Here is a 19,358-nt window from a genome sequence, read left to right on the forward strand (position 1 = left end):
CGCCGTACCCCCGGCCCTCCGCCCGCCCGCCGTCCGGGCGTGCGGCCTGGGGGCCGGTCCCGGACGGCGGCGGGACATCGGGCCGGCCACCGCACGCCTACCGCGCCGCACTGACCGAACGGCCCGCGCTCTGAGAGCGGGTGACGGGAATCGAACCCGCGCTGTCAGCTTGGGAACTGCACCGATCACGGTCCCTGTAGCAGGGGATTGCTGGTCGCACGGGATGTCGGCACGGCACCGTCAGCGTCTCCGCGCGCACCCTGCATGCGATCATCACGGACGTCCATGACTCCCCAGCGCGCGAGCAGGACTCCGGGCCGTCGCCGCACCGTACCAACCAACCCGCCATATCTGGTAGCGCGCCACCGCCAAGGAGCACTTCGGCCACCAGCCCAACCGCTACGCGGCCCCTGCCAGCCCTTCGGCTGACGTCTACCGGCCTGCTCCGTGATGACTGTGACCCGGAATGCCATTCCGTGGTTGCTGCCCTCCATCACGGAACTGGTCAGCCATCGCCTCGTCGTGGGAGAGTGATCAGGTGATCCCTGTGGACTCGAAGTCGTGGTTTGACTACCTTTCTCTGCCCCAAAAGGTCGTCACGATCACCGCCTCGGTGGTCGGCCTCACCGGAGGGATGGCCCTACTCCTCCTTGAGCCTCTTACAGCCCCCGCGTTCTTCCTGATTTTTAGCTTCGCCCTCTTCAGCGTGGCTATTCTCCACAGCATCCCGCGCATCCGGGCGTGGTTCGGTAGCGGCTACCAGCTGTACATGGGCTTCTTTCTGGTATTCAAGTCACTATCTGGTGAGCTTGAGACCACCTTCTTCCGAGTAGCCGCACTGATCGTGGGCGTACCTCTGCTGGTGCATCTGGTTGTTCGCGGGGTGACCATGGAATGGCGGCGACGGAAGGAGCCACACCGCAGCATCGCACAGCCCCATTGATCGCTTGAATCCCCATGAGGCCGATATGCCCTCACGATCGCCTGAGGGTGGTTGATCACCATACGAGGCTGGGGGCGATCGACGGTCCGGGGTTTCGTGCCTCAACCCCGGCCCACCGGGCACCAGGGCGACGGAGGCGGAGACGCTCCCGTGTCCCTCGCGTGCCCGTTGTGTGCCCGTCAGGAGGGTGATCAAGGGGGTCTCACGGGGAACCACGGTCACTCGCCCCAGTCCCTCGCAGGTCAGCGTCTTCCCAGGTCGGCGGCCAGTTGCGATAGAGACTTCCCAAGCTGACATCGCATGGATCATGAGCGAGTTGTCAGCCTCCACTGTCATGATCGCCGCGATACGGCTTCCACGGGAGGTAGGGGAATGGGCGGCGCCACGGCAGCGACCTATGAATGGCTCTGCGAGGAGTTCACCGATGGCACTGACGAGACCTGGCTCTGCGCCGGCTTCGTGCGGGACCTGTCCCCTCGGAAGCTTTGCGGCGGATTCGCGTCACCCCGGGATCTCCGAGCGAGTCAGGACAGGGCATCGCCGCCTACACGGCCGATGGAGGAACCGTCCTGATCGAGTACGGCTGGGCGAGAACGGTCTACGACAAGGCCCATCTGCTGTCCACAGGTACAGCCGTGGCCGCGGTGTACATGAACATCAAGAATGACGGCTTCACCTACTGCGTCGATGGGCAGCTGATCACCAGGTTCAGCCTGTACGCCTATTCCCTTCGGAAGGGGGGCGACCCCGACCGGCTCCAAACGGATGTCGAGGACCTCGGCATGGACATCGACGGCGACCAGCCCGACTTTCCCGACGATCCCGTCTCCAGCGCTCTGGCCCTTGCCGAACGCGCCACGGGCGTTCATCTGCCTTCCGCCCGTTTCGCCAGTCCGGCTCTGATCGGATCTACCGACCATATCTACCCCTACCGCTGACTCCCTCGGCTCGTGAAGATCCGGAACATACGTGGAACGGAATGGGGAGCGCTTGATCACGCTGGCGCTCTCCCGCAGGTCACGACGCATGCCGCAGACGAAAGCAACATCCACTTTTAATCCGTAGGTTCCGGGTTCGAGCCCCGGGCGCCCTACCACTCCTCGCGACTGCTGCTCCATCGCCGCTAGTGAGCTAGTTCCCTCAGGGGCGCACTTGTCATCTCGGCGGAGGATCTGTCCAGGTGGCGTGCGGAATTTTCGCCTCCTCGGATGGATTTCCTGCGTTCCTCCACGAACACCTCTCCGCGAGCGAACGGCACAATAGCGGCTCGACCAGAATGCGGGACCAGTATGCGATTCGCATCCTCCACTTCCCTGTTACGCAAGAGCCAGAACTTCACGCTCCTTCTGACTGGTTCTACAGTATCTGTTCTTGGAAACCGCATCGCCCTGCTAGCTTTTCCTCTTCTTGTCCTGGCGGAGACCGGGTCCGCAGTCTGGGCCGGATGGGTTGGCTTCGCCAATCTGATCCCCAGCCTCCTGCTCAGTGTCCCGGCAGGCCCCCTGGTCGCCCGGTGGAATCCACGGCGCACCATGCTTGCGTGCGAGTCGGGGCGCGGCCTTGCCATTGTTGTCGTGGTGGCTTCAGTCCTCTGGAGTCAGAGCAGCGAAATATTCGTATTGCTCGTTGCGTCTTTCGTCGAGGGCTCTCTTGGAGTGCTGTACACCTTGGCAGAGGTAAGGCTCCTTCGCATCATCGTGTCTCCTGAACAAACTCCCGCAGCGCTGGCCGGGATCGAAGGCCGTACCAGCCTAGCTGCATTGCTCGGGCGCCCACTTGGGGGCCTGTTATTCGACATCGGGAGACTGATGCCGTTTGCGATTGATGTGCTCTCCTTCCTGGTTTCCGTGCTGACCCTTCTAGGGATCCGCGTCGACAAAAGTTCGGCGACACACCGGGAAGAGAACGCAGACCACAATGATGGACTTTGGGGCGGCGTAATCAACATTGTTCGAGATCCCTATCTCAGATGGGCTGCCCTTGCATCCGGGTGCTCGACGGCAGTCTTTCAAGCCGCCTACTTGATTTTCATCACCGATGCGACCTTTTCCGGGGCATCCTCTTTCACCATCGGCCTGGCCTTTGCCTGTACCGGCCTCGGCGGCATTCTAGGCTCGATGGGCGCAAAGCGATTGTTCGACAGGCACGGCTTTCGCGTCGCCCTCTGCTCTCAATGGATATGCGCGGCAGTGCTTCCGTTTCTGATCTTGTCCATTGATGTGTGGATGTTCGCCATTGTCTCCAGTATAATTACGTTCGCCGGCGTGGCGGCGAACGTAGCGGTGAACACGTACATGTTCTATCGCGTGCCGGATCGTCTTGTTTCCCAAGTGGTAGGTGTCGACAAGATGCTGGGTTCTGTCGGTGCCGCACTGGGACCACTTGCCGGCGGCCTGCTTTATTCCTCGTTGGGTACCACAATATCGCTGGCCTGTTTGGCTGCGGTCTCCGTGCTGCTTGCGACTCTCATGACAAGCGTGCGGGCCATTCGTATTCCACCTGCGGCAGAGCCGGTCACCTAACCAGGACCGCCCTGGTGCTCGGCCCCGACGCCGGCGGAGTGATCGACCTGGACCTCACCCACGGCAGCCTGAGCAACCTCCAAGGAGCCGCGATAGCCGTGGACAAGCGCGTGCGCGCGGTGGGCCAGAGGCGCGACCTCCTCATGGGCGACGGCACGGCCGTGGGGGCCCGTGTGGTGGCGACCTACCGGCACGCGCGCTCGGCTTCGGGCCACTCATCGTCTCCCGCGATCTCGCTGCCGGTCACACCGCGACGGGGCTCGCCGCGGCGATTCTGGTGCGCCCTGCCGCCTCGCGCGCCCCGGACTTCGGCGCCCCGCTCGCGCGATGGCCGGGGGCGGAGACGACCGCGACGCCGCTGGTCACGCGGTCAGGCGCCTTCCCCGGCGAGGTCGTGGTGAACGTGGCGGTCCTCGTCGTCCTCCTGGGATATGTGCTCGTCGTGGTCGCCAACCGGTTGGAGGCGACCACGACGGCCAGGCGGGAGGGATTCCGCACGCTGCTCCGCCTGGGGGCCACGCCCGGCCGGCTCCGCAGGATGTCGCTGGGAGGCCGTGCTGACCGCCGGGGCCGCGGCCGGAGCCGGCGTGGTGCCGGCCGCCGTCCCGCTGACCATGCCGAGCGGATCTTCCTCGGACGCCCGTGGCCCGCCGAGCCGTCGCGGCTCGTTCCCGCCTGCGTCCTGCTGGTCGGCGCGATGGCCTGGCTCGCCACCGTCCTCTCGGCCAGGCGGGCGTACACCGGCGGCGGCTGACGGGATGAGCGCGTGTTTCGTGGAACGGCGCTCCAGCGCGGCCCCGTGCCCCTGCTGCTCCGCAGCCGTCGCACGCCAGTCTGGGCTGTGACGTGTCGTCAGGTCAGTTGCTTCCGCACAGCCTGTTGAGCTCCGCGACGTCCGTCTTGATGTCCGCGATCACCTGGTTGGGGTCGGCGCCGATCATGCCGGTCAAGCGGAAGTTCAGTTCCCGGAATTCGGCGGCCAGCCGACTGATCTTCGCCGCCACCGCTCCTTGCGCGTCGAGGACCGCACCCATCAGGTCGCTGTAGGTCTGCTGGGCCGCGGCCGCCTGGCTGCTGCGGACGGTCCCGGCGTTCCGGCCGTACGCGGTCAGCGCCGCCGCCGCCTCGTCGCATCCGCCGGGCCGGACCGCTGACAGCAGTGGGGAGGGGACCGGGGCCGCTCGTGTGGGGCTTGCCGGCTGGGGCGTGCTGGGTTCAGGCGATGGGCTCCGAGTCGGCGGTGCGTGCCGGCTGATGACCGGCGGATCTGGTGACGATGACTCCGGGGCCGGGGTGGGGACCACCGTGTCTGGCTGGGGCTGGGGAGGCGGGGTCGGCGGCATCAGGTAGGCGACCAGCGCGACCACGGCGGCGATCGCACCCGCCAGAGCGCTCACCGCCGTCCAGTTCAGGCGTAATCCTGCTCCTCCGCCCGTCGTCGGCGGCTGCGCTGATCCGCTTCCCGTCATGTCCTCATCGTGGCCGAGCCGCCGGGCTCGGTCCAGAACGCCTCCTGATCTTCTCGAACGGTACTCGCCTATGGCGGCGGGGGCGGTGAAGCGGCTCCGACGGCCGGAAGGGGTCGGTGGGAAGAACGACCGGGATCGGACCGCGGCGTCGTCGGGATGCCGCCGGAAGCAGCGGTCTGTCACTCATCCCGGGACATACGCCGAATGGACGGCAATGGACCCGGGCGTCTCAGGGACTTGCCGTCAGTCAGGTGTGCTGTCGCGCGGCTCCTGCCTCGTGAGGTTCAGGCAAGGTCTGTCGCCAGCTTGGAATAGAGGTACATGTCGCGACGTTCGTCGCCGATCTGTTGCCAACCGCGCAGTAGCCCTTCCCGGACGAAGCCCGCTCGCTCCGCCGCCTTCCACGACGCCACGTTCCACGGCTCCACGTGCAACTCCAGCCGCGCGATCAACAGCTCCCCCAAGGCCCATGACGAGATCGCCAGCAACGCCGCACAGGCGACACCTCGGCCCCGGGCCGATCCCGCGACCCAGTAACCCATCGAGGCGCGGCCATGCGGACCAGGCCACAATCCGATCTGACCCAAGGCCCGATCGTCGTCGGCATCCGCGACCGCGAACGAGTACCCGACCCCCTCTGTGGCTCTGCTCCACTGCCGTCGGATGAAGGCCGCGCCCTCTGTGTCCGCATAGCTCGACGGCACGCTGGTGATCAGGGGAATGTACGGATCCTCAGCGGCTTCCTCGACCACCGCGACGTCATCGAGCCGCCACGGACGAAGCAAGAGCCCCGCACCAGCCGAGAGCTCCGGGACCACGAGCGAACCGTCCATGACCGCATCATGCCAGCGAGGACGATCGCATCCGCAACCTCATATTGTGGCCGATCCTTTTGCGTCAGCGCGGATTTGGGCCGGACGTCTGCGCGCCATGCCCCTTTCGCTTGATCGACATAGGGTCATCCTGTCACGGGCGGCACTGTTTTCCTTACGGAGTTGGAAAGTGATTCGCACATTGCGGCTTGTCATACTCACCGTCGGCGCGGCCGGCTTAGTCATCGCCGTCTGCTTCGGCCTCGCCTCTCGAGCGAAGCCCGCTGCTCAATGCGAACGGTTCCGGCTGGTGGCGCTCAATGCCTTCATGGCCACGTCGGGGGACTATGAGGTGAACACCGCAGGGACGAGCGACCCGATGGACTGCTCCAACCCGTCCATCACGGTTGAGATCAGCCCCAGGGTCGCGGGCCCCACCCCGCCGCAGTGGGGCGCCGAGATCAAGATGCTGCCGTCCGGAGAGATTCAGAACCCGGACCTCCGTTCATGGCGATACTCGGAGATACTGCGTTCGGTGGGAGGGGGCGGTCAGGGTGATGCGACGGACGAGATCGGCGGCTCGGCCAAGCTTCTCCATCACGCGCCAGGCGATCTTTCAGCTCTGGCGCTGGTGATTCTTGCCGAGCCTCTTCCCGAAAAGCAGGTGCTCGCTCTGGGGACGAGCCCGCAGTCGATGATCCTGTCGCCGCCGGCCGGCGGGAAAGCCCTTGTGTGGGACGAGACAATATTCTGCACTTTCCGGGGATTCGACGCGTGCTCAGGCCGCGACAAGGCGCAGCCGGCAACCTCCGAGTTCAGGACATGGGTGTCCCGGCTGGCCCCGCAGGACACGCCGATGCTCGCGGAATACGGTCTCACCCTGTCCCATCTTCGCGCGGTCGCCGACGAGGGGCTCATCTACGGCTTCACGCTGCAGAATCTTCCCGGCCCACTCAAAGAGTTGGCGAGAGATCCACGGGTCGAATCGGTTCACGTCATTGACGCCATCCAGCGTTACTGACCTCCCCAGCGTGAAGGCGGGCGCACCTCCGGCCCGGCCGGGGTCACGAAAAGCGGTTGGAGCGTTGCAAGATCCCGGTTTTGTGTCGTGGTCTTGACAGTGCCACGGCCCGTGGACTTGGCTACCTGGGAGCGCTCCCAACCCTCGTCTGTGGGAGCGCTCCCACACCACTCGGAGCACAACGTGGGAGCAAGGGTGTCGAGGTCAACGTTGGTCGATGGTCCACCCACCGAATCCGGCACGAACGGCCGCCGCTGGGCGCCACACCTGTGGTGGGTCGCGCTGGCCGTCGGGATGGCCGGTGCCGTGTTCGTCTGGCTGGGCACCGACCACAGCCGGGAGATCGCCGCGGCCTGGCAGCTCGGGGCGAAGCTGCTCGTGTTCGCCTGCCTGTGCTGCGCGATCGCGTTCTTCCCGTGGACGTCGCCGCGCCTCCACTGGCTGCTGTACGTCCCCTTCGTCTTCTTCACCGGGTACGTGATCCCGCGGATCAGCTACTTCTACTACGGCGACACCGCACGGGCCCAGCCCGATGACTTCTACACCCACCTCTACCTGCTGCTCTATCCCGGGATCGTGCTCACGGTCGCCGCCGCCTACCGGCTGGGCGGCGGTTCTCCCGGACGCTGCCTGAAGGTCATGGCGACGGGGATCCTCATCGTGTTCTCCGGATGGCTCGACCTCATGTGGTACACGATCAACCCGGTCGAGCGGCCCGAAGCCATCGACGCCCCCCACATCAACCTGTTCACCGGCGGCCCCATCTCGTTCGGCGCGACGATCGTTTTCGCGCTGGCACACCTGCCGATCATCGTGGGGATCAACCTGCTCCCCTTGGACCGATGGATCGGCCGTCTGCTCGGAACCGTCCGGTAATCGCGGAACCGCCGAAGCCCGAAGGCGCCAGGCGTGCCGCCCGTCCCACCCGAACGAGACGATCGCACGAAGGTAACGCATGCCGACTTCCCTTGCCCCCTCCCCGACCATCGAGATCTCAGTGGCGGCGCCGGCCTACAACGAAGCGGAGAACATCGCCGCGGCGGTGCTGGAATGGCGTGACTACCTGGCCGGAAACCCGGCGATCGGCGCCTGGGAGATCGTCGTCTGCGACGACGGAAGCACGGACTCGACCAGGGCCATCCTCGCGGCGCTGCGGGAGGAGTGCCCGCAGCTCGTCGTCGTCGGTTTCGACCGCAACCGGGGCGCGGGAGCGGCCATCGCCGCGGCCATCGCGCACACCCGGCTGGCCTGGGTGGTGCTCCTGGACTCCGACGGCCAGTTCCCGATCGCCAACCTCGACCGGTTCGTCGAGCGCATCCGGGCCGGTGACGGCCTCGCCTTCTCCGGGGCCCGGATCAGGAAGGCCGACGGCCTGCCGTACCGGTGGGGGTCGGCGGCCAGCGGCGCGGTCAGCAATCTGCTGCACCGCACGGCGTACCGCGACTTCAACTCGATCTTCAAGGTGGCGCACGGCCCCCTGTTACGCGCGCTGCTTCTGGAATCGGGCGGGATGAACTGCTCGACGGAGATCACGGCGCGGGTGGCGGAGCTCGGACACACCTGGCTGGAGATCCCCATCACGCATCGGGTACGCGGCGGCGGCCACCGCGGGTGGCGGTTCTGGCGCGGCGCCTGCGACCGGGCGCTGTTCGTGGGCTATCTCGGCTATCGCCACTGGCTCCTGCGGCGCGGCGTGTTGCGCGTCCCCGACCCGCCGGGCGCCTCCCTCGCCTCCGCCGCGCACGCCGAACCGGAGTGGGTCCGTTGAGGTCGCGGCACGCCAACCGGATCGAGGTGGCGATGTTCAGCGGCGGCCGTGGCGGGGCCAGCATCGCGCGGCACCTGCTGCGCACGCCGGGCGTCGGCCTCTCCTTGCTGATCAACGGGTACGACAACGGGATGTCCACCGGTGCTCTGCGCCGCTACCTGCCCGGGATGCTCGGCCCGTCGGACTTCCGCAAGAACCTCCTGCTCCATCTGGACGGGAGCGACCCCCGCGACGCCGCGCTGATCGCGGTCCTCGAGTACCGGTTCCCGGCCGGAAGCACCCCGCGGGACCTGGACGAGCTCATCGACGCGCTCACCCCGCCCGGGCGGCCCCACGCTCACCCCGGGTTCGCCGCGCTGCCCCGGCGAGCCCGCACGGCGATCGTGCGGGACCTGATCGCCTTCCGGCGCCGGCTCGACGCCGACCCGAGCGGATTCGACCTCGCCGACTGCGCGCTGGGCAACCTCGTCTTCGCCGGCGCCTACCTTCGTTCGGGCGAGAACTTCAATGCCGCGGTACGGGCCTGCGCCTGGATGTTCCGCTCGCCGGCCCGGCTGGTCAATGTCACCGACGGGGAGAACGCCTATCTGGCCGCGCTCAAGGAGAACGGGCGAATCCTGGCCGACGAGGCCGACCTCGTCGCGCCGCAGGACGCCGACGCCGTCACCGACCTGTTCCTCCTCCGTGAGCCGGTGACCGGGCGTGGACAGGCGGAGCTGGACGCGCAGTCCGTCGAGGAGAAGCGGCGAGCCCTGGTGGGCCGCTCCGCCACGGTGTCGCCGAACCCCGAGGCGCTTCGGGAGATCCGGAACGCCGATCTCATCGTGTACGGCCCGGGCACGCCGCACTCGTCGCTGATCCCCAGCTACCTGACCCCCGGCGTCCCGGACGCGATCGCGGCCAGCCGGGCCAGGGCCAAGGTGCTCGTCGTCAATCTCCGCGAGGACCACGACGTCCAGGGGCTGACCGCCGCCGACCTCGTCGACCTCACGCTGTCCTATCTCGGCGACCCGCTGAACGAGCGCGGCACCGTCACCCACGTCCTCTGCCCTCGCGCCGAGGCCTCGCGGCGCGGCGTCCCGGCGACTCCGTACGGGCTCGCCGACGGCGCCACCTGGGCGGGGGCGCGGTGGATCATCACCGACCTGGAGGACCCGGAACGGCCGGGCACGCACCACGGCGGGCACGCCGCCGCGATCCTCACCGACATCACCGGCATCACCGATGCGGCGACCCTGGTTCAGGCCGGATGACCCCGCGGACGGCGGCGGCCGGGGAGATCGCCCGGCGGCGGACCTGGCTCTGCGACCTCGACGGCACGCTGGTGGACTCCGCCCCGGTCCATCGGGCCGCCTTCCACGCCGCGCTCGCCGAGGTCGCGCCCGGCCTGCTGGCCTCGTTCCGGTACGAGGCCCACACCGGCGCGAGCACCGCGGACGTGGCGGCCGCCCTGGGCGCCGACCCCGAGGTCGCGACCCGGCTGGCCCGGCGCAAGCAGCAGCTCTACCGCGGCTACGTCGCATCGGGGCAGGTGAACGTGTTCCCCGGGGCACGCCGGCTCCTCGACCGGCTGGCCTCCGGTGGCCGTACGGCTTATCTGGTCACCAGCGGGAGCCGCGAGTCGGTCGAACGGGTCCTTTCCGCCGCCGCGCTGGGCGGATACTTCCGCGGCGTGCTCACTGCCGACGACGTCCCGGCGAGCAAGCCGCACCCGGGCTGCTACCTGGAGGCCTGCCGCCGATGGGCGATCGACCCCGACGACGCGGTCGCCGTGGAGGACTCCGCGCACGGGGTGGCTGCCGCGGTGAGCGCGGGGCTGGTGACGCTCCAGGTGCACGCCGCCGAGCCCGCCCCCGGGGCGATCGTGGTGGACCGTCTGGACGACGTCGTCTCCCTCCTCGACGCGGAACTCCTCGACGTGGAACTCCTCGACGCGAAGGCAGCGGAGCCGGCGAAGGCAGCGGAGGGGAAGGTGGATGTCCGTGACTGAGATGTCCGTGACTGAGTGGAGCGTCTGCGCGGTGATCCCGGCGGCCGGGCGCGGCACCAGGCTCGGCGCCGCCGTACCGAAGATCATGATGGAGGTCGCCGACGGCATCACGGTGTGGCACCTGCTGTACAGGCGTCTGCAGCCGTGGGTGGATCACCTCCACGTGGTCGTCTCCCCGGACGGGGAGGCCCTGTTCCGCCGCCTCGTGGCCGCCGAGATCGACAGCGGCGCCGTGTCGGTGAGCGTTCAGGAGCGGCCGACGGGCATGGGCGACGCCGTCTTCGGCGCGGCCGGGCACTGGGACGCCTACGGCGCGGCCCTGGTGGTCTGGGGCGATCAGGTGAATCTGTCGTCGGCGACCGTGCGTCAGGTCGTGCGCACCCACCAGGAGGCCACCTCAGGTCCCGGCCTCACCCTCCCCCTGGTGCCGCTCCCCGACCCCTATGTCGAGTACGAGGTGGTCTCGGGCGAGTTGCGCCGGGTGCGTATGTCCCGGGAGGGCGACGAGTGCCGCCCCGGCGGGCTCAGCGACGTCGGCGTGTTCTGCCTCAGCACCACGGGCCTGCGCCAGGCCTGGGAACGCTATCTGGCCTCCGCCGCACGCGGCTCCGTCACCGGCGAGGTCAACTTCCTGCCGTTCCTTCCCCACCTCTCGCAGGTCCACGGCTGGAAGGTACGGACGGTGCCGGTCACCGACCCCGTCGAGGCGCGCGGCGTCAACACCGCGGACGACCTGGAGTTCGCCCGGCAGGCGTTCCAGCGGTGGGCACGCTGACGACCCGGCGCCAGGACGTGCGTTCCCGGGTGGTGCGACTGCTCCTGAGCGACCGATGGGCCGCCGGGCCCACGCTGCTGAGCACCTTGGCCAGCGGGACGGCCGCGGCGACCACGCTCGTCATCGCCCGGGGGACGAGCGCGGCGGCCTTCGGTCACTTTTCGCTGGTCATGTCGATCGCCCTGATCGTCTCCATCGGCATGCTGATGAGCCTGCACTACGTGATGCTCCAGGAACTGCCCAGGGCCGATCCCGGCGCGCGCCCGGCCCTGGTGACGACGGCCCTGTTCGCCACGCTGGCCATGGGCGCCGGCCTGGCCGTGCTGGTGGTGCCGGTCTCCCCGTTCCTGGCCGCCGCCCTGGGGACCGATGCCGAAGCGGTGTACTTCGCCCTGGCGCTGGCCCTGGCGCTGACTCTGAACCAGCTCACCGAGAGCTTCCTGCGCGGCTTGGCGAAGTACGCGTTCGTGGCCGCGCTCAAGCTGGCCGTCGCCGCGATCTACCTGGCCGTGTCGGTCTTCAGCCTGCTCGTCCTCGACATTCGCGACGCCGAGTACTACCTCACCGCACTGATCGTCACCTATATCGGTTTCACCCTCGTGGCGGCGGCGGGCCTGCCCGTCGTCCCGCGGTCGTGGTCCCCGGCGCTGGTGCGTTCGCTGTACCGGCACGGCGCTTACGTGACCGTCATCGCGGCCCTGACCGGTGTCCTGTTCGGCATCGACGTGATCTTCCTCAACCACTGGGCCGAACCGGCCGACGTCGGCGTGTACGCGGTCTACAGCGGCTTCCCGAGGCGCCTGCTCGGCGTGGTGTTCGTCGAGGGGATCGGCCTGGCGCTGTTCCCCACCCTGGCGACGATGGACAAGCCCGCCCTGTTGCGACGCGTCGCGCGGATCGCGGCGATCGCCGGGGCGGCCACGGCGGTTCTGCTGTTCGCGGCGAGCGCCGTCTTCTTCCTGCTGATGCGCGAGCACTACCCGTACTCGCTCACGCTGATGGCGCTGTCCGCGGCGGGGATCGGCGCGCACGCCGTCTTCCATCTCTATTACGCGGCTCTGTCCATGGACGGCGTGCGCGGCGCCAAGGTCCTGATCGCCTGTCTCGCCGTCGGAGCCCCCGTCGCTCTCGCCGGCCAGGTGGTGTGCGTCGCCTGGTGGGGTCTGGCCGGGTCACTGGTGGGCTTCGTCCTGACCAATCTCGTCCTCGTGGCCGTGGTGGCCATCACCGCCGGACGGGTGTACCGGCGGCTCGGAACGCGAGTATCGGAGACACGTTCTTGAAGATCGCCTATGTCGTCACCCAGTTCCCGCCCAACATCAGCGCGGGCCTCGGCCGGTACGTCGAGCAGATGGTCCCTTACCTGACCCGCGACCATCAGCTGGCCGTGTTCACCCTCAACGACGGCCGTCTGCCGGCGCATGAGCGGGACGGCGCCGTCACCGTGCACCGGCCCCTCGGCCGAGTGCTGGGGATGATCAGCGGTGGCCGGCGGCTGAACCGCACCAGCCGCGCCGAGTTCCTGCTGCTCACGGCCAACGTGGTGATGAGCAACTGGCGCTACTTCCTGCGGCTGCGCCGCGCGGGCCCCGGCGAGCGGCCCGACCTGGTCGCCGTCCACGACTCGACGAACTTCCTGTGCGGCCTGCTGTGCCACTACGTGTTGCGGCTGCCGGTCGTGTACCACGTGCACACCGCCGAGTACGGCGCCGCCCGGCACCGCAGCCTCGCCGACCCGCTCAACGTGTTCGCGACCCTGGAACGATGGCTCGGACGGATCGCCCGCCGGATCGTGGTCCCGACGTCGGACATGCGCGAGCAACTGGCCGCGGCCGGCTGGGACCGCGCGGCGATCGAGGTGGTGCACCTGGGCGGCACCTTCGAGCGGGTGCTCGCCGACCCCGCGTTCGATCGGCCCGCGCTGCGCGCACGCGCCGCGGGCCTGCGGGCCCGGCTGGGGATCCCGGCAGCGGCCCCGGTGCTGCTGTTCGTCGGCCGCCTTGACCGGCAGAAGGGCATCCATCAGCTGCTCGCGGCCATGCGGGAGATCAGCCGGGCGCTCCCCGAGCTGCGTCTGGTGCTCGTCGGTGAGGGGGACCTCGCCGGGGTCCGGCGCACGGTCGACGAAGCGGGACTCCACGGGCGCGTCATCGCCTCCGGGGAGTTCGTCGACGCCAGGGAGCTGCTGGGCTACTACGAGATGGCCGACGCCTGCGTCTTCCCCTCGCTCTTCGAACCGTTCGGCCTGGTGGCGACCGAGGCCATGGCCCTGGCCAGGCCGACGATCCTCGGCGACGGATTCTCCCGCATCTTCCTCGGCGACCCGGCGCGTCCCGCCGCGCGGTTCGTGCGCGCCGCCGATCCCGGCGACATCGCCGCCGCCGTGATCGAGGTCATGACCGACCCGGAGCTGCGCCGCACGCTGGCCGAACGGGGAGAGCGATTCGTCCGGGAGCGGCTGAGCTGGGCTCGCGCGGCCGACGAGACGCTCGCGGTGTATCAGGCCGTGGTACGGACGGCCCCGGAAATTGGAGTGTCCCGATGACAACGGTGTCCCTCGTCATTCCCTGCTACAACGCGGCCAGGACGCTGCGGCTGTGCCTGGAGTCGGTGACGACCCAGACCCGGCGACCGGACGAGATCGTCGTGGTCGACGACGCGAGCGGCGACGACTCCACGGCGATCGCGGCCGAGTTCGGCTGCCGCGTGATCCGCCTTCCCGAGAACCGCGGCGTGTCGGCCGCCAGGAACGCGGGCGTGGCGAACACGACCGGCGAGGTCGTCTTCTTCCTGGACTCCGACGTGGCGCTACAGCCCGACGCGGTCGCCAACGCCGTCGACATCCTCGACCGCCACCCGGAATACGGCTGCGTGTACGGGATGTACGAACCCGAGCCGCTCATCGACGACGGGCCCGTCGAGTGGTACCGGATCCTGCACGCCGTCAACTGGTACCGCCGGCTGGCCGGGGAGGTCCACAGCGTGGTGTTCGCCCTCGCGGCGATCCGCCGCGAGGCGTTCCTGGAGACGGGTGACCTCGACGAGAGCCTGCGCGACTGCGAGGACATCGAGTACGCCGGACGGCTCGCGCGACGCCACCGGATCCTGCTCAGCGACACGATCCGGGGCCGTCACGACGACGGGAGCCGGCTGCTGCCGATCCTCGCCGAACAGTGGCGGCGCTCCCTCCCACTGGTGCCGCTGGCGCTCGCCGGGACGAGAGAAGGGGGCGGGAAGCGGGAGTACACCAACCGTCCCGGCGGGATCCTCTCCTGCGCGCTGGCGCTGGCGAGCCTGCCGTTCGCGCTGGTGCATCCCCCCGCCCTGCTGCTGACCGCCGCCCTCCTCGTGGCGTTCGCCCTCGCCGATCCGCCGCTGCTGAGGCTCGTCCACCGGCACCGAGGGCCGGCCTTCACCGCCTACTTCCTCCTCGTCCACCTCGCCGTCCATGTCGTGCTGGTCACGGGGCTGGTCGCCGGCTGCCTGCGACCGCTGCGCGGCCGGCCTGGCAAGGCCGTCCCGAACCGGGCCGTCCCCGAGTGAGCCTTGCGGCTGCCGTCAGCACATCGACGGGATGCACGTGAACGGGTTCTCCAGGGTGGGCTGCTGCATCGCCGGTGGGGCGGCGGTGGTCTCGGCGGCTCGGTCCGGGACGGTTTCGGAGCTCCGGTCAGGGGTCGGGTCACGCCGGGGTTCGTCGTTCGGCGGCGTGGTCGCGGGTTTCCCCGTGCGGGCGGGCTTGGTGGTCGCGGCCGGGGTCCTGAGGCGGGCGGTCCGCTTGGGGGACGGTGTCCGGTGTTCCGTTCTCGTGGACGCCGCCGGGGACGCGACCGTGGCGGCGGCCGTGGTGGGCGGAACCGCGGCCTGGGACGTCGAGTCCCCCACGGCGGGTGACGGGCCGACCGGGTCGCCGCCGGCGTTGATCAGCACCCCGCCCGTGACGAGCAGCGCCGCCGCCGCGCTGCCGGCGATCGTCAGGACCAGCGTGCGGCGGCGGCTCCTCCGCGCCGGGGAGCCCACGGACCGGGCGGTAGGGGCTCCCGTCCGCCCGACAGGTGCCCCGCCGAGCCCGGACATTCCGGGAGCCGCCCCAGAGGTCAGGCCCGCCACCAGGTCCTCCGCGCTCGGCCGCCGGGCCGGGTCCTTGGACAGGCCGGCGGTGACGAGGTCGAGCAGCGCCCCGTCCAGCCCGGAGATCACCGGCTCCTTGTTGAGGATGCGGTTGATCACCGCCGGAGTCGAGTCCGCGCCGAACGCGGGCCGCCCCGAGGCGGCGAACACCATGGTGACGCCCCACGCGAAGACGTCGGCCGCCTCCGTGACCGGCTCCCCGCCGAGCTGCTCCGGCGCGAGGTAGGACGGCGTCCCCATCGGCGATCCGGTGGAGGAGACGCCCGGCGCGTCCAGGGCGCGGGCGATGCCGAAGTCGATCACGACGGGACCTTCCGGCCCCATCAGGATGTTGGCGGGCTTGAAGTCCCGGTGCAGGATTCCCGCGCGGTGGATGGCGGCCAGCGCGGTGGCGGTGCTGATCGCCAGGCGTTCCAGCGCGGCGCCGCGTCGCGGCCCCTCTCCGGTGACGAGCTCGCGCAGCGAGGGTCCGGGCACGTACTCGCTGACGATGTACGGCCGCCGGCCCGCGAGGTCGGCGGCGAGCACGGGCGCGGTGGAGAACCTGGCCACGCGCCGGGCGATCTCCACCTCGCGCAGGAACCTGCTCCTCGCCTCGGGATCGTCCAGCAGGCCGTGGTGGAGGAGCTTGACGGCGACCTGCTCGCCGGTCGCCGTCCGTCCCAGGTAGACGACGCCCTGACCGCCCTCTCCCAGGCGTGCCGTGATGTCGTACGCACCCAGCCGCCGTGGATCGTCGTCCGTCAGCGGTTGGTTCACTCTGGCCCCCCAGAACGCGTCAACACTGGATGAAAGGTATCAGCGTCGCTGTCGGGGCGTTTCTGGTTGGCGAGCGGCCGATGTGAGTTATCTGACTGACTAGCCGTAGACACGGGACTCCGAAGCGCGCTAAGGTCTCTCTCAGTCAGCCAACTAACTAACACAGGAGAGATCATGATCGTCGTCACCGGAGCCACCGGCAACGTCGGACGCGCCCTCGTCGAAACGCTCGCCGCCGCCGGCGAGCGCGTCACGGCCGTGTCCCGTCAGCCCGCCCAGGTCCCCGACGGGGTACGGCACCACCGGGCCGACCTGAACGACCCCGCGAGCCTCCGTCCCGCCCTGGACGGCGCGGACGCGCTCTTCCTGCTCGTGGCGGGGGACGACCCGCACGCGATCCTCAAGGAGGCCGCTGGCGTCAAGCGGATCGTCCTGCTGTCCTCGCAGGGCGCGGGCACCCGGCCCGAGGTCTACCGGCACCCGGCCCTGTTCGAGCAGGCCGTCCGCGAGTCGGGAGCGGACTTCACGATCCTGCGGCCGGGCGGCTTCGCCTCCAACTCCTTCGCCTGGGCCGAGTCCGTCCGGACCTCGCGCACCGCCGCCGCGCCCTTCGGGGACGTCGGGCTGCCGGCCATCGACCCGGCCGACATCGCCGAGGTCGCCGCCGCGGTGCTGCGCGAGTCCGGGCACGCCGGCCGTACGTACGAGCTGACCGGACCCGCGCTCGTCACCCCGCGCGAGCGGGTGGCGGCGATCGGCGAGGCGCTCGGCGAGCCGGTGCGGTTCGTGGAGCAGACCCGCGAGGAGGCGCGGGCGCAGATGCTCGAGGTGATGCCCGAGCCCGTCGTCGAGGGCACGCTGGCGATCCTGGGCGCGCCCACGGCGGCCGAGCAGGCCGTCAGCCCCGACGTCGAGCGCGTGCTCGGGCGCGCGCCGCGCACCTTCGCGGAGTGGGTCGCCCGCAACCTCCCCGCCTTCCGGTGAGAGCGCGGATCGCGATGAGCGCGGCGGCCCGGCGTTTCCTCGCCGAGCCGCGCCCGGCCACCCTCACCACCCTGCGGCCCGACGGCTCGCCGCACGTGGTCGCGGTGCGTTTCACCTGGGATCCCGCCGCGGACCTGGCCCGGGTCCTGACCGTCGGGACCACCCGCAAGGCCAGGAACCTCGCCCGGCCGGGCGGGCGCGTGGCGCTCTGCCAGGCGGAGGGGTTCCGGTGGGTGACGCTCGAAGGCGCCGCCACCGTCCACGACGCCCCCGAACGGGTGGACGAGGGCGTCCGCCGCTACGCCGCGCGCTACGGCACGCCGCCGCCGAACCCGCCCGGCCGCGTGGTCATCGAGATCGCGGTCGACCGCGTCACCCAGCTCAACCTCTGAACCGCCTCCACACGAAGGAAAGCCTGATCATGCCTGTCCAGCACATCCTCGACTCCACCATCCACCACCGGGAGTCCGGCACCGGGACGCCCATCGTCTTCCTGCACGGCAACCCCACCTCGTCCTACCTGTGGCGGAACGTCATGCCGGCCGTGGGCCCCGGCCGGCTCCTGGCCCCCGACCTCATCGGCATGGGCGAGTCCGGCAAACCCGATATCGCCTACACCTTCGCCGACCACGCCCGCTACCTGGACGCCTGGTTCGACGCGCTCGACCTGCGCGACGTGGTGCTGGTCGGGCACGACTGGGGCGGCGCCCTGGGCTTCGACTGGGCCGCGCGCCACCCGCACCGGGTACGCGGCATCGCCTTCACCGAGACCATCGTCAAGCCGATGACCTGGGAGGAGTTCCCCGAGGACGGTCGCGAGCTGTTCCGGGCGATCAAGACCGAGGGTGTCGGCGAGGCCATGCTCATGGACGACAACGCCTTCATCGAGCAGGGCCTGCCGGGCAGCACCGAGACGCCGATCTCCGAGGGCGACCTCGACGTCTACCGCAAGCCGTACCCGACGCGCGAGAGCAGGCTGCCGCTCCTGCGGTGGGCGCGCTCGATGCCGCTGGGCGGCGAGCCCGCCGACGTCGTGGCCAGGGTCGAGGCGTACGACCGGTGGCTGGCGGCCAGCGCGGACGTGCCCAAGCTGCTGATGACGTTCGCGCCCGGGGCGGGGGTGATGGTGCGCGACGACATGGTCGCGTGGTGCGCCGCCACCATGGCGGGCCTGGAGATCGAGCGCTCCGACGCCGTCGCCGGGCACCACACGCCCGAGGACCAGCCCGCCCTGATCGCCGCGGCCGTCTCGTTCTGGGCGGACCGCCACGGCCTGCGCTGACCCGCCGTCAGGTCGTCATGCCCGGCGGGGCGGACCGGGCGCCCTCCAGGGCCTCGACGACGCTCCGCAGGTGGGCGCGCATGGCGCGGCTCAGCGGATGATGCGCGTCCGGGCCCGGAGCAGCGCCGTTACGATCATCTCCTCGCGCTCGGGGCTGAGCCGGACGATGGGGATGGAGCAGCTGAGCGCCTCGTTCGGAGCCGGGCCGAAGTCGAGGGCGACCGCGAAGCAGCGCAGGCCGATGGTCGATTCCTGCTCGTCGACGGCGTGGCCCCGGCGCCGGATCTCCTCCAGCTCGACACGCAGCGCCGCCCGGTCGGTGATCGTGTGCTCGGTCCGCGCCTCCAGGGTCGCCGGCAGGAGCGCGTCGACCTCCTCCCAGGGACGCCCGGCGAGGATCGCCTTGCCGAGCCCGGTCGCCCACGAGGGCAGGCGCCGGCCGGGCCGGGAGACCACCGCGAGGGAGTGCCGGGAGATGTTGGTGGCCAGGTACACGACCTCGGCCCCGTCGAGACGCGCCAGGTGCACGGTCTCGCCCAGGTCGCTGTGCAGCTCGTTCATCACGGGCTGCGCCCGCTGGACGACGTCGTCCCGCTCGACGTACGCCGCCCCGGCGCGGAGCGCGCGGATGCCGATCCGGTAACGACCGGCGCCGTCGGTCTCGACCCAGCCCGTGTCCACCAGCGTGGTCAGCAACGCGTAACCACTGGCGCGCGGCATGCCCAGGGCGGTGACCACCTCGCGCAGCGAGCACGCCTGAGCCGCGGAGCTCAAGTACTCCAGCACCGCGATGGTCCGCTCGGCCGACTTGACGCTGCGGACGCCACCACCTCCCCCTTCGGCGGGTTCTGCGGATGGCTCCAGGACCTGTTTCGTCATCGCCCACCTCTTGACGCCTGCGG

The 19,358-nt window shown here is 69.9% G+C and carries 20 protein-coding genes; 16 read left to right on the forward strand and 4 right to left on the reverse strand.

The features are described from left to right. Nucleotides 1-538 precede the first annotated feature (538 nt). The 4 genes from AB0H81_RS11690 to AB0H81_RS11705 all read left to right on the forward strand — a co-directional run bounded on the left by AB0H81_RS11690 (nucleotide 539) and on the right by AB0H81_RS11705 (nucleotide 4,219). Nucleotides 539-943, forward strand: coding sequence for a hypothetical protein (locus AB0H81_RS11690; protein WP_358372678.1), 405 nt, complete (start codon nucleotides 539-541; stop codon nucleotides 941-943). A 485-nt stretch (nucleotides 944-1,428) separates the two neighbouring features. Further along, nucleotides 1,429-1,881, forward strand: a complete 453-nt coding sequence (locus AB0H81_RS11695) for a DUF6461 domain-containing protein (RefSeq protein ID WP_358372681.1) — start codon at nucleotides 1,429-1,431, stop codon at nucleotides 1,879-1,881. A gap of 351 nt (nucleotides 1,882-2,232) precedes the next feature. Continuing rightward, nucleotides 2,233-3,465: an MFS transporter gene (locus tag AB0H81_RS11700; protein WP_358372684.1), complete on the forward strand. Its 1,233-nt coding sequence runs from the start codon at nucleotides 2,233-2,235 to the stop codon at nucleotides 3,463-3,465. Between the two features lie 277 nt (nucleotides 3,466-3,742). Further along, nucleotides 3,743-4,219, forward strand: coding sequence for a hypothetical protein (locus AB0H81_RS11705; RefSeq protein ID WP_358372687.1), 477 nt, complete (start codon nucleotides 3,743-3,745; stop codon nucleotides 4,217-4,219). 103 nt (nucleotides 4,220-4,322) lie between these two features. On the opposite strand, the gene AB0H81_RS11710 is transcribed toward AB0H81_RS11705, so the two are convergent. Both AB0H81_RS11710 and AB0H81_RS11715 read right to left on the reverse strand, forming a co-directional pair. Continuing rightward, nucleotides 4,323-4,862 (reverse strand): hypothetical protein, encoded by a 540-nt coding sequence (locus tag AB0H81_RS11710; RefSeq protein ID WP_358372690.1) that lies wholly within the window; start codon nucleotides 4,860-4,862, stop codon nucleotides 4,323-4,325. A gap of 356 nt (nucleotides 4,863-5,218) precedes the next feature. Next, a complete protein-coding gene (locus tag AB0H81_RS11715; RefSeq protein ID WP_358372692.1) occupies nucleotides 5,219-5,767 on the reverse strand; it encodes a GNAT family protein in 549 nt (182 codons plus the stop codon). A gap of 169 nt (nucleotides 5,768-5,936) precedes the next feature. Between AB0H81_RS11715 and AB0H81_RS11720 the strand changes: the two genes are divergently transcribed. From AB0H81_RS11720 to AB0H81_RS11760, 9 genes are all read left to right on the forward strand, one after another. Beyond that, entirely contained in the window at nucleotides 5,937-6,767 is an 831-nt protein-coding gene (locus tag AB0H81_RS11720; protein ID WP_358372693.1) for a hypothetical protein, read from the forward strand. Nucleotides 6,768-6,977: 210 nt separating this feature from the next. Continuing rightward, nucleotides 6,978-7,643, forward strand: a complete 666-nt coding sequence (locus AB0H81_RS11725) for a hypothetical protein (RefSeq protein ID WP_358372695.1) — start codon at nucleotides 6,978-6,980, stop codon at nucleotides 7,641-7,643. 79 nt (nucleotides 7,644-7,722) lie between these two features. After that, nucleotides 7,723-8,535 (forward strand): glycosyltransferase family 2 protein, encoded by an 813-nt coding sequence (locus tag AB0H81_RS11730; protein WP_358372697.1) that lies wholly within the window; start codon nucleotides 7,723-7,725, stop codon nucleotides 8,533-8,535. Then, nucleotides 8,532-9,788 (forward strand): 2-phospho-L-lactate transferase CofD family protein, encoded by a 1,257-nt coding sequence (locus tag AB0H81_RS11735; protein WP_358372699.1) that lies wholly within the window; start codon nucleotides 8,532-8,534, stop codon nucleotides 9,786-9,788. Before AB0H81_RS11730 ends, AB0H81_RS11735 begins: the two co-directional genes overlap by 4 nt. Further along, entirely contained in the window at nucleotides 9,785-10,525 is a 741-nt protein-coding gene (locus AB0H81_RS11740) for an HAD family phosphatase (protein ID WP_358372702.1), read from the forward strand. The genes AB0H81_RS11735 and AB0H81_RS11740 overlap by 4 nt, the downstream gene beginning before the upstream one ends. Nucleotide 10,526: 1 nt before the next feature. After that, nucleotides 10,527-11,300 (forward strand): NTP transferase domain-containing protein, encoded by a 774-nt coding sequence (locus tag AB0H81_RS11745; RefSeq protein WP_358372743.1) that lies wholly within the window; start codon nucleotides 10,527-10,529, stop codon nucleotides 11,298-11,300. Next, nucleotides 11,288-12,583, forward strand: coding sequence for a hypothetical protein (locus AB0H81_RS11750; RefSeq protein ID WP_358372704.1), 1,296 nt, complete (start codon nucleotides 11,288-11,290; stop codon nucleotides 12,581-12,583). The genes AB0H81_RS11745 and AB0H81_RS11750 overlap by 13 nt, the downstream gene beginning before the upstream one ends. Beyond that, nucleotides 12,580-13,845: a glycosyltransferase family 4 protein gene (locus AB0H81_RS11755; RefSeq protein ID WP_358372705.1), complete on the forward strand. Its 1,266-nt coding sequence runs from the start codon at nucleotides 12,580-12,582 to the stop codon at nucleotides 13,843-13,845. The genes AB0H81_RS11750 and AB0H81_RS11755 overlap by 4 nt, the downstream gene beginning before the upstream one ends. Then, the gene (locus AB0H81_RS11760) at nucleotides 13,842-14,843 is read left to right on the forward strand and encodes a glycosyltransferase family 2 protein (protein ID WP_358372708.1); all 1,002 of its coding nucleotides are present in this window, start codon (nucleotides 13,842-13,844) and stop codon (nucleotides 14,841-14,843) included. Before AB0H81_RS11755 ends, AB0H81_RS11760 begins: the two co-directional genes overlap by 4 nt. A gap of 15 nt (nucleotides 14,844-14,858) precedes the next feature. On the opposite strand, the gene AB0H81_RS11765 is transcribed toward AB0H81_RS11760, so the two are convergent. Beyond that, complete coding sequence (locus AB0H81_RS11765; protein WP_358372710.1) at nucleotides 14,859-16,190, reverse strand: serine/threonine-protein kinase; 1,332 nt, start codon at nucleotides 16,188-16,190, stop codon at nucleotides 14,859-14,861. Nucleotides 16,191-16,364: 174 nt separating this feature from the next. Here AB0H81_RS11765 and AB0H81_RS11770 point away from each other — a divergent pair, with 174 nt between their 5' ends. From AB0H81_RS11770 to AB0H81_RS11780, 3 genes are read left to right on the forward strand one after another with little or no spacing between them, the layout of a single operon-like run. Then, on the forward strand, nucleotides 16,365-17,174 hold the full coding sequence (locus AB0H81_RS11770; protein WP_358372712.1) for an NAD(P)H-binding protein: 810 nt from the start codon (nucleotides 16,365-16,367) through the stop codon (nucleotides 17,172-17,174). Then, nucleotides 17,171-17,566 carry a TIGR03618 family F420-dependent PPOX class oxidoreductase gene (locus AB0H81_RS11775; RefSeq protein ID WP_358372714.1) on the forward strand — a complete coding sequence of 132 codons (396 nt, stop codon included), beginning with the start codon at nucleotides 17,171-17,173 and terminating at the stop codon, nucleotides 17,564-17,566. Before AB0H81_RS11770 ends, AB0H81_RS11775 begins: the two co-directional genes overlap by 4 nt. Before the next feature lie 29 nt (nucleotides 17,567-17,595). Continuing rightward, a complete protein-coding gene (locus tag AB0H81_RS11780) occupies nucleotides 17,596-18,456 on the forward strand; it encodes a haloalkane dehalogenase (protein ID WP_358372717.1) in 861 nt (286 codons plus the stop codon). A 90-nt stretch (nucleotides 18,457-18,546) separates the two neighbouring features. Here AB0H81_RS11780 and AB0H81_RS11785 read toward each other — a convergent pair whose 3' ends face one another. Further along, nucleotides 18,547-19,335, reverse strand: a complete 789-nt coding sequence (locus tag AB0H81_RS11785) for an IclR family transcriptional regulator (RefSeq protein WP_358372719.1) — start codon at nucleotides 19,333-19,335, stop codon at nucleotides 18,547-18,549. Nucleotides 19,336-19,358: the final 23 nt, after the last annotated feature.

The organism is Nonomuraea sp. NPDC050691 (assembly GCF_040654455.1).
Classification (GTDB): domain Bacteria; phylum Actinomycetota; class Actinomycetes; order Streptosporangiales; family Streptosporangiaceae; genus Nonomuraea.

Coding starts and splice junctions, on each gene's coding strand:
- AB0H81_RS11700 (WP_358372684.1), top strand. CDS start 2,233: ATGCGATTCGCATCCTCCACTTCCCTGTTACGCAAGAGCCAGAACTTC.
- AB0H81_RS11715 (WP_358372692.1), bottom strand. CDS start 5,767: ATGGACGGTTCGCTCGTGGTCCCGGAGCTCTCGGCTGGTGCGGGGCTC.
- AB0H81_RS11730 (WP_358372697.1), top strand. CDS start 7,723: ATGCCGACTTCCCTTGCCCCCTCCCCGACCATCGAGATCTCAGTGGCG.
- AB0H81_RS11740 (WP_358372702.1), top strand. CDS start 9,785: ATGACCCCGCGGACGGCGGCGGCCGGGGAGATCGCCCGGCGGCGGACC.
- AB0H81_RS11745 (WP_358372743.1), top strand. CDS start 10,527: ATGTCCGTGACTGAGTGGAGCGTCTGCGCGGTGATCCCGGCGGCCGGG.
- AB0H81_RS11760 (WP_358372708.1), top strand. CDS start 13,842: ATGACAACGGTGTCCCTCGTCATTCCCTGCTACAACGCGGCCAGGACG.
- AB0H81_RS11770 (WP_358372712.1), top strand. CDS start 16,365: ATGATCGTCGTCACCGGAGCCACCGGCAACGTCGGACGCGCCCTCGTC.
- AB0H81_RS11780 (WP_358372717.1), top strand. CDS start 17,596: ATGCCTGTCCAGCACATCCTCGACTCCACCATCCACCACCGGGAGTCC.
- AB0H81_RS11785 (WP_358372719.1), bottom strand. CDS start 19,335: ATGACGAAACAGGTCCTGGAGCCATCCGCAGAACCCGCCGAAGGGGGA.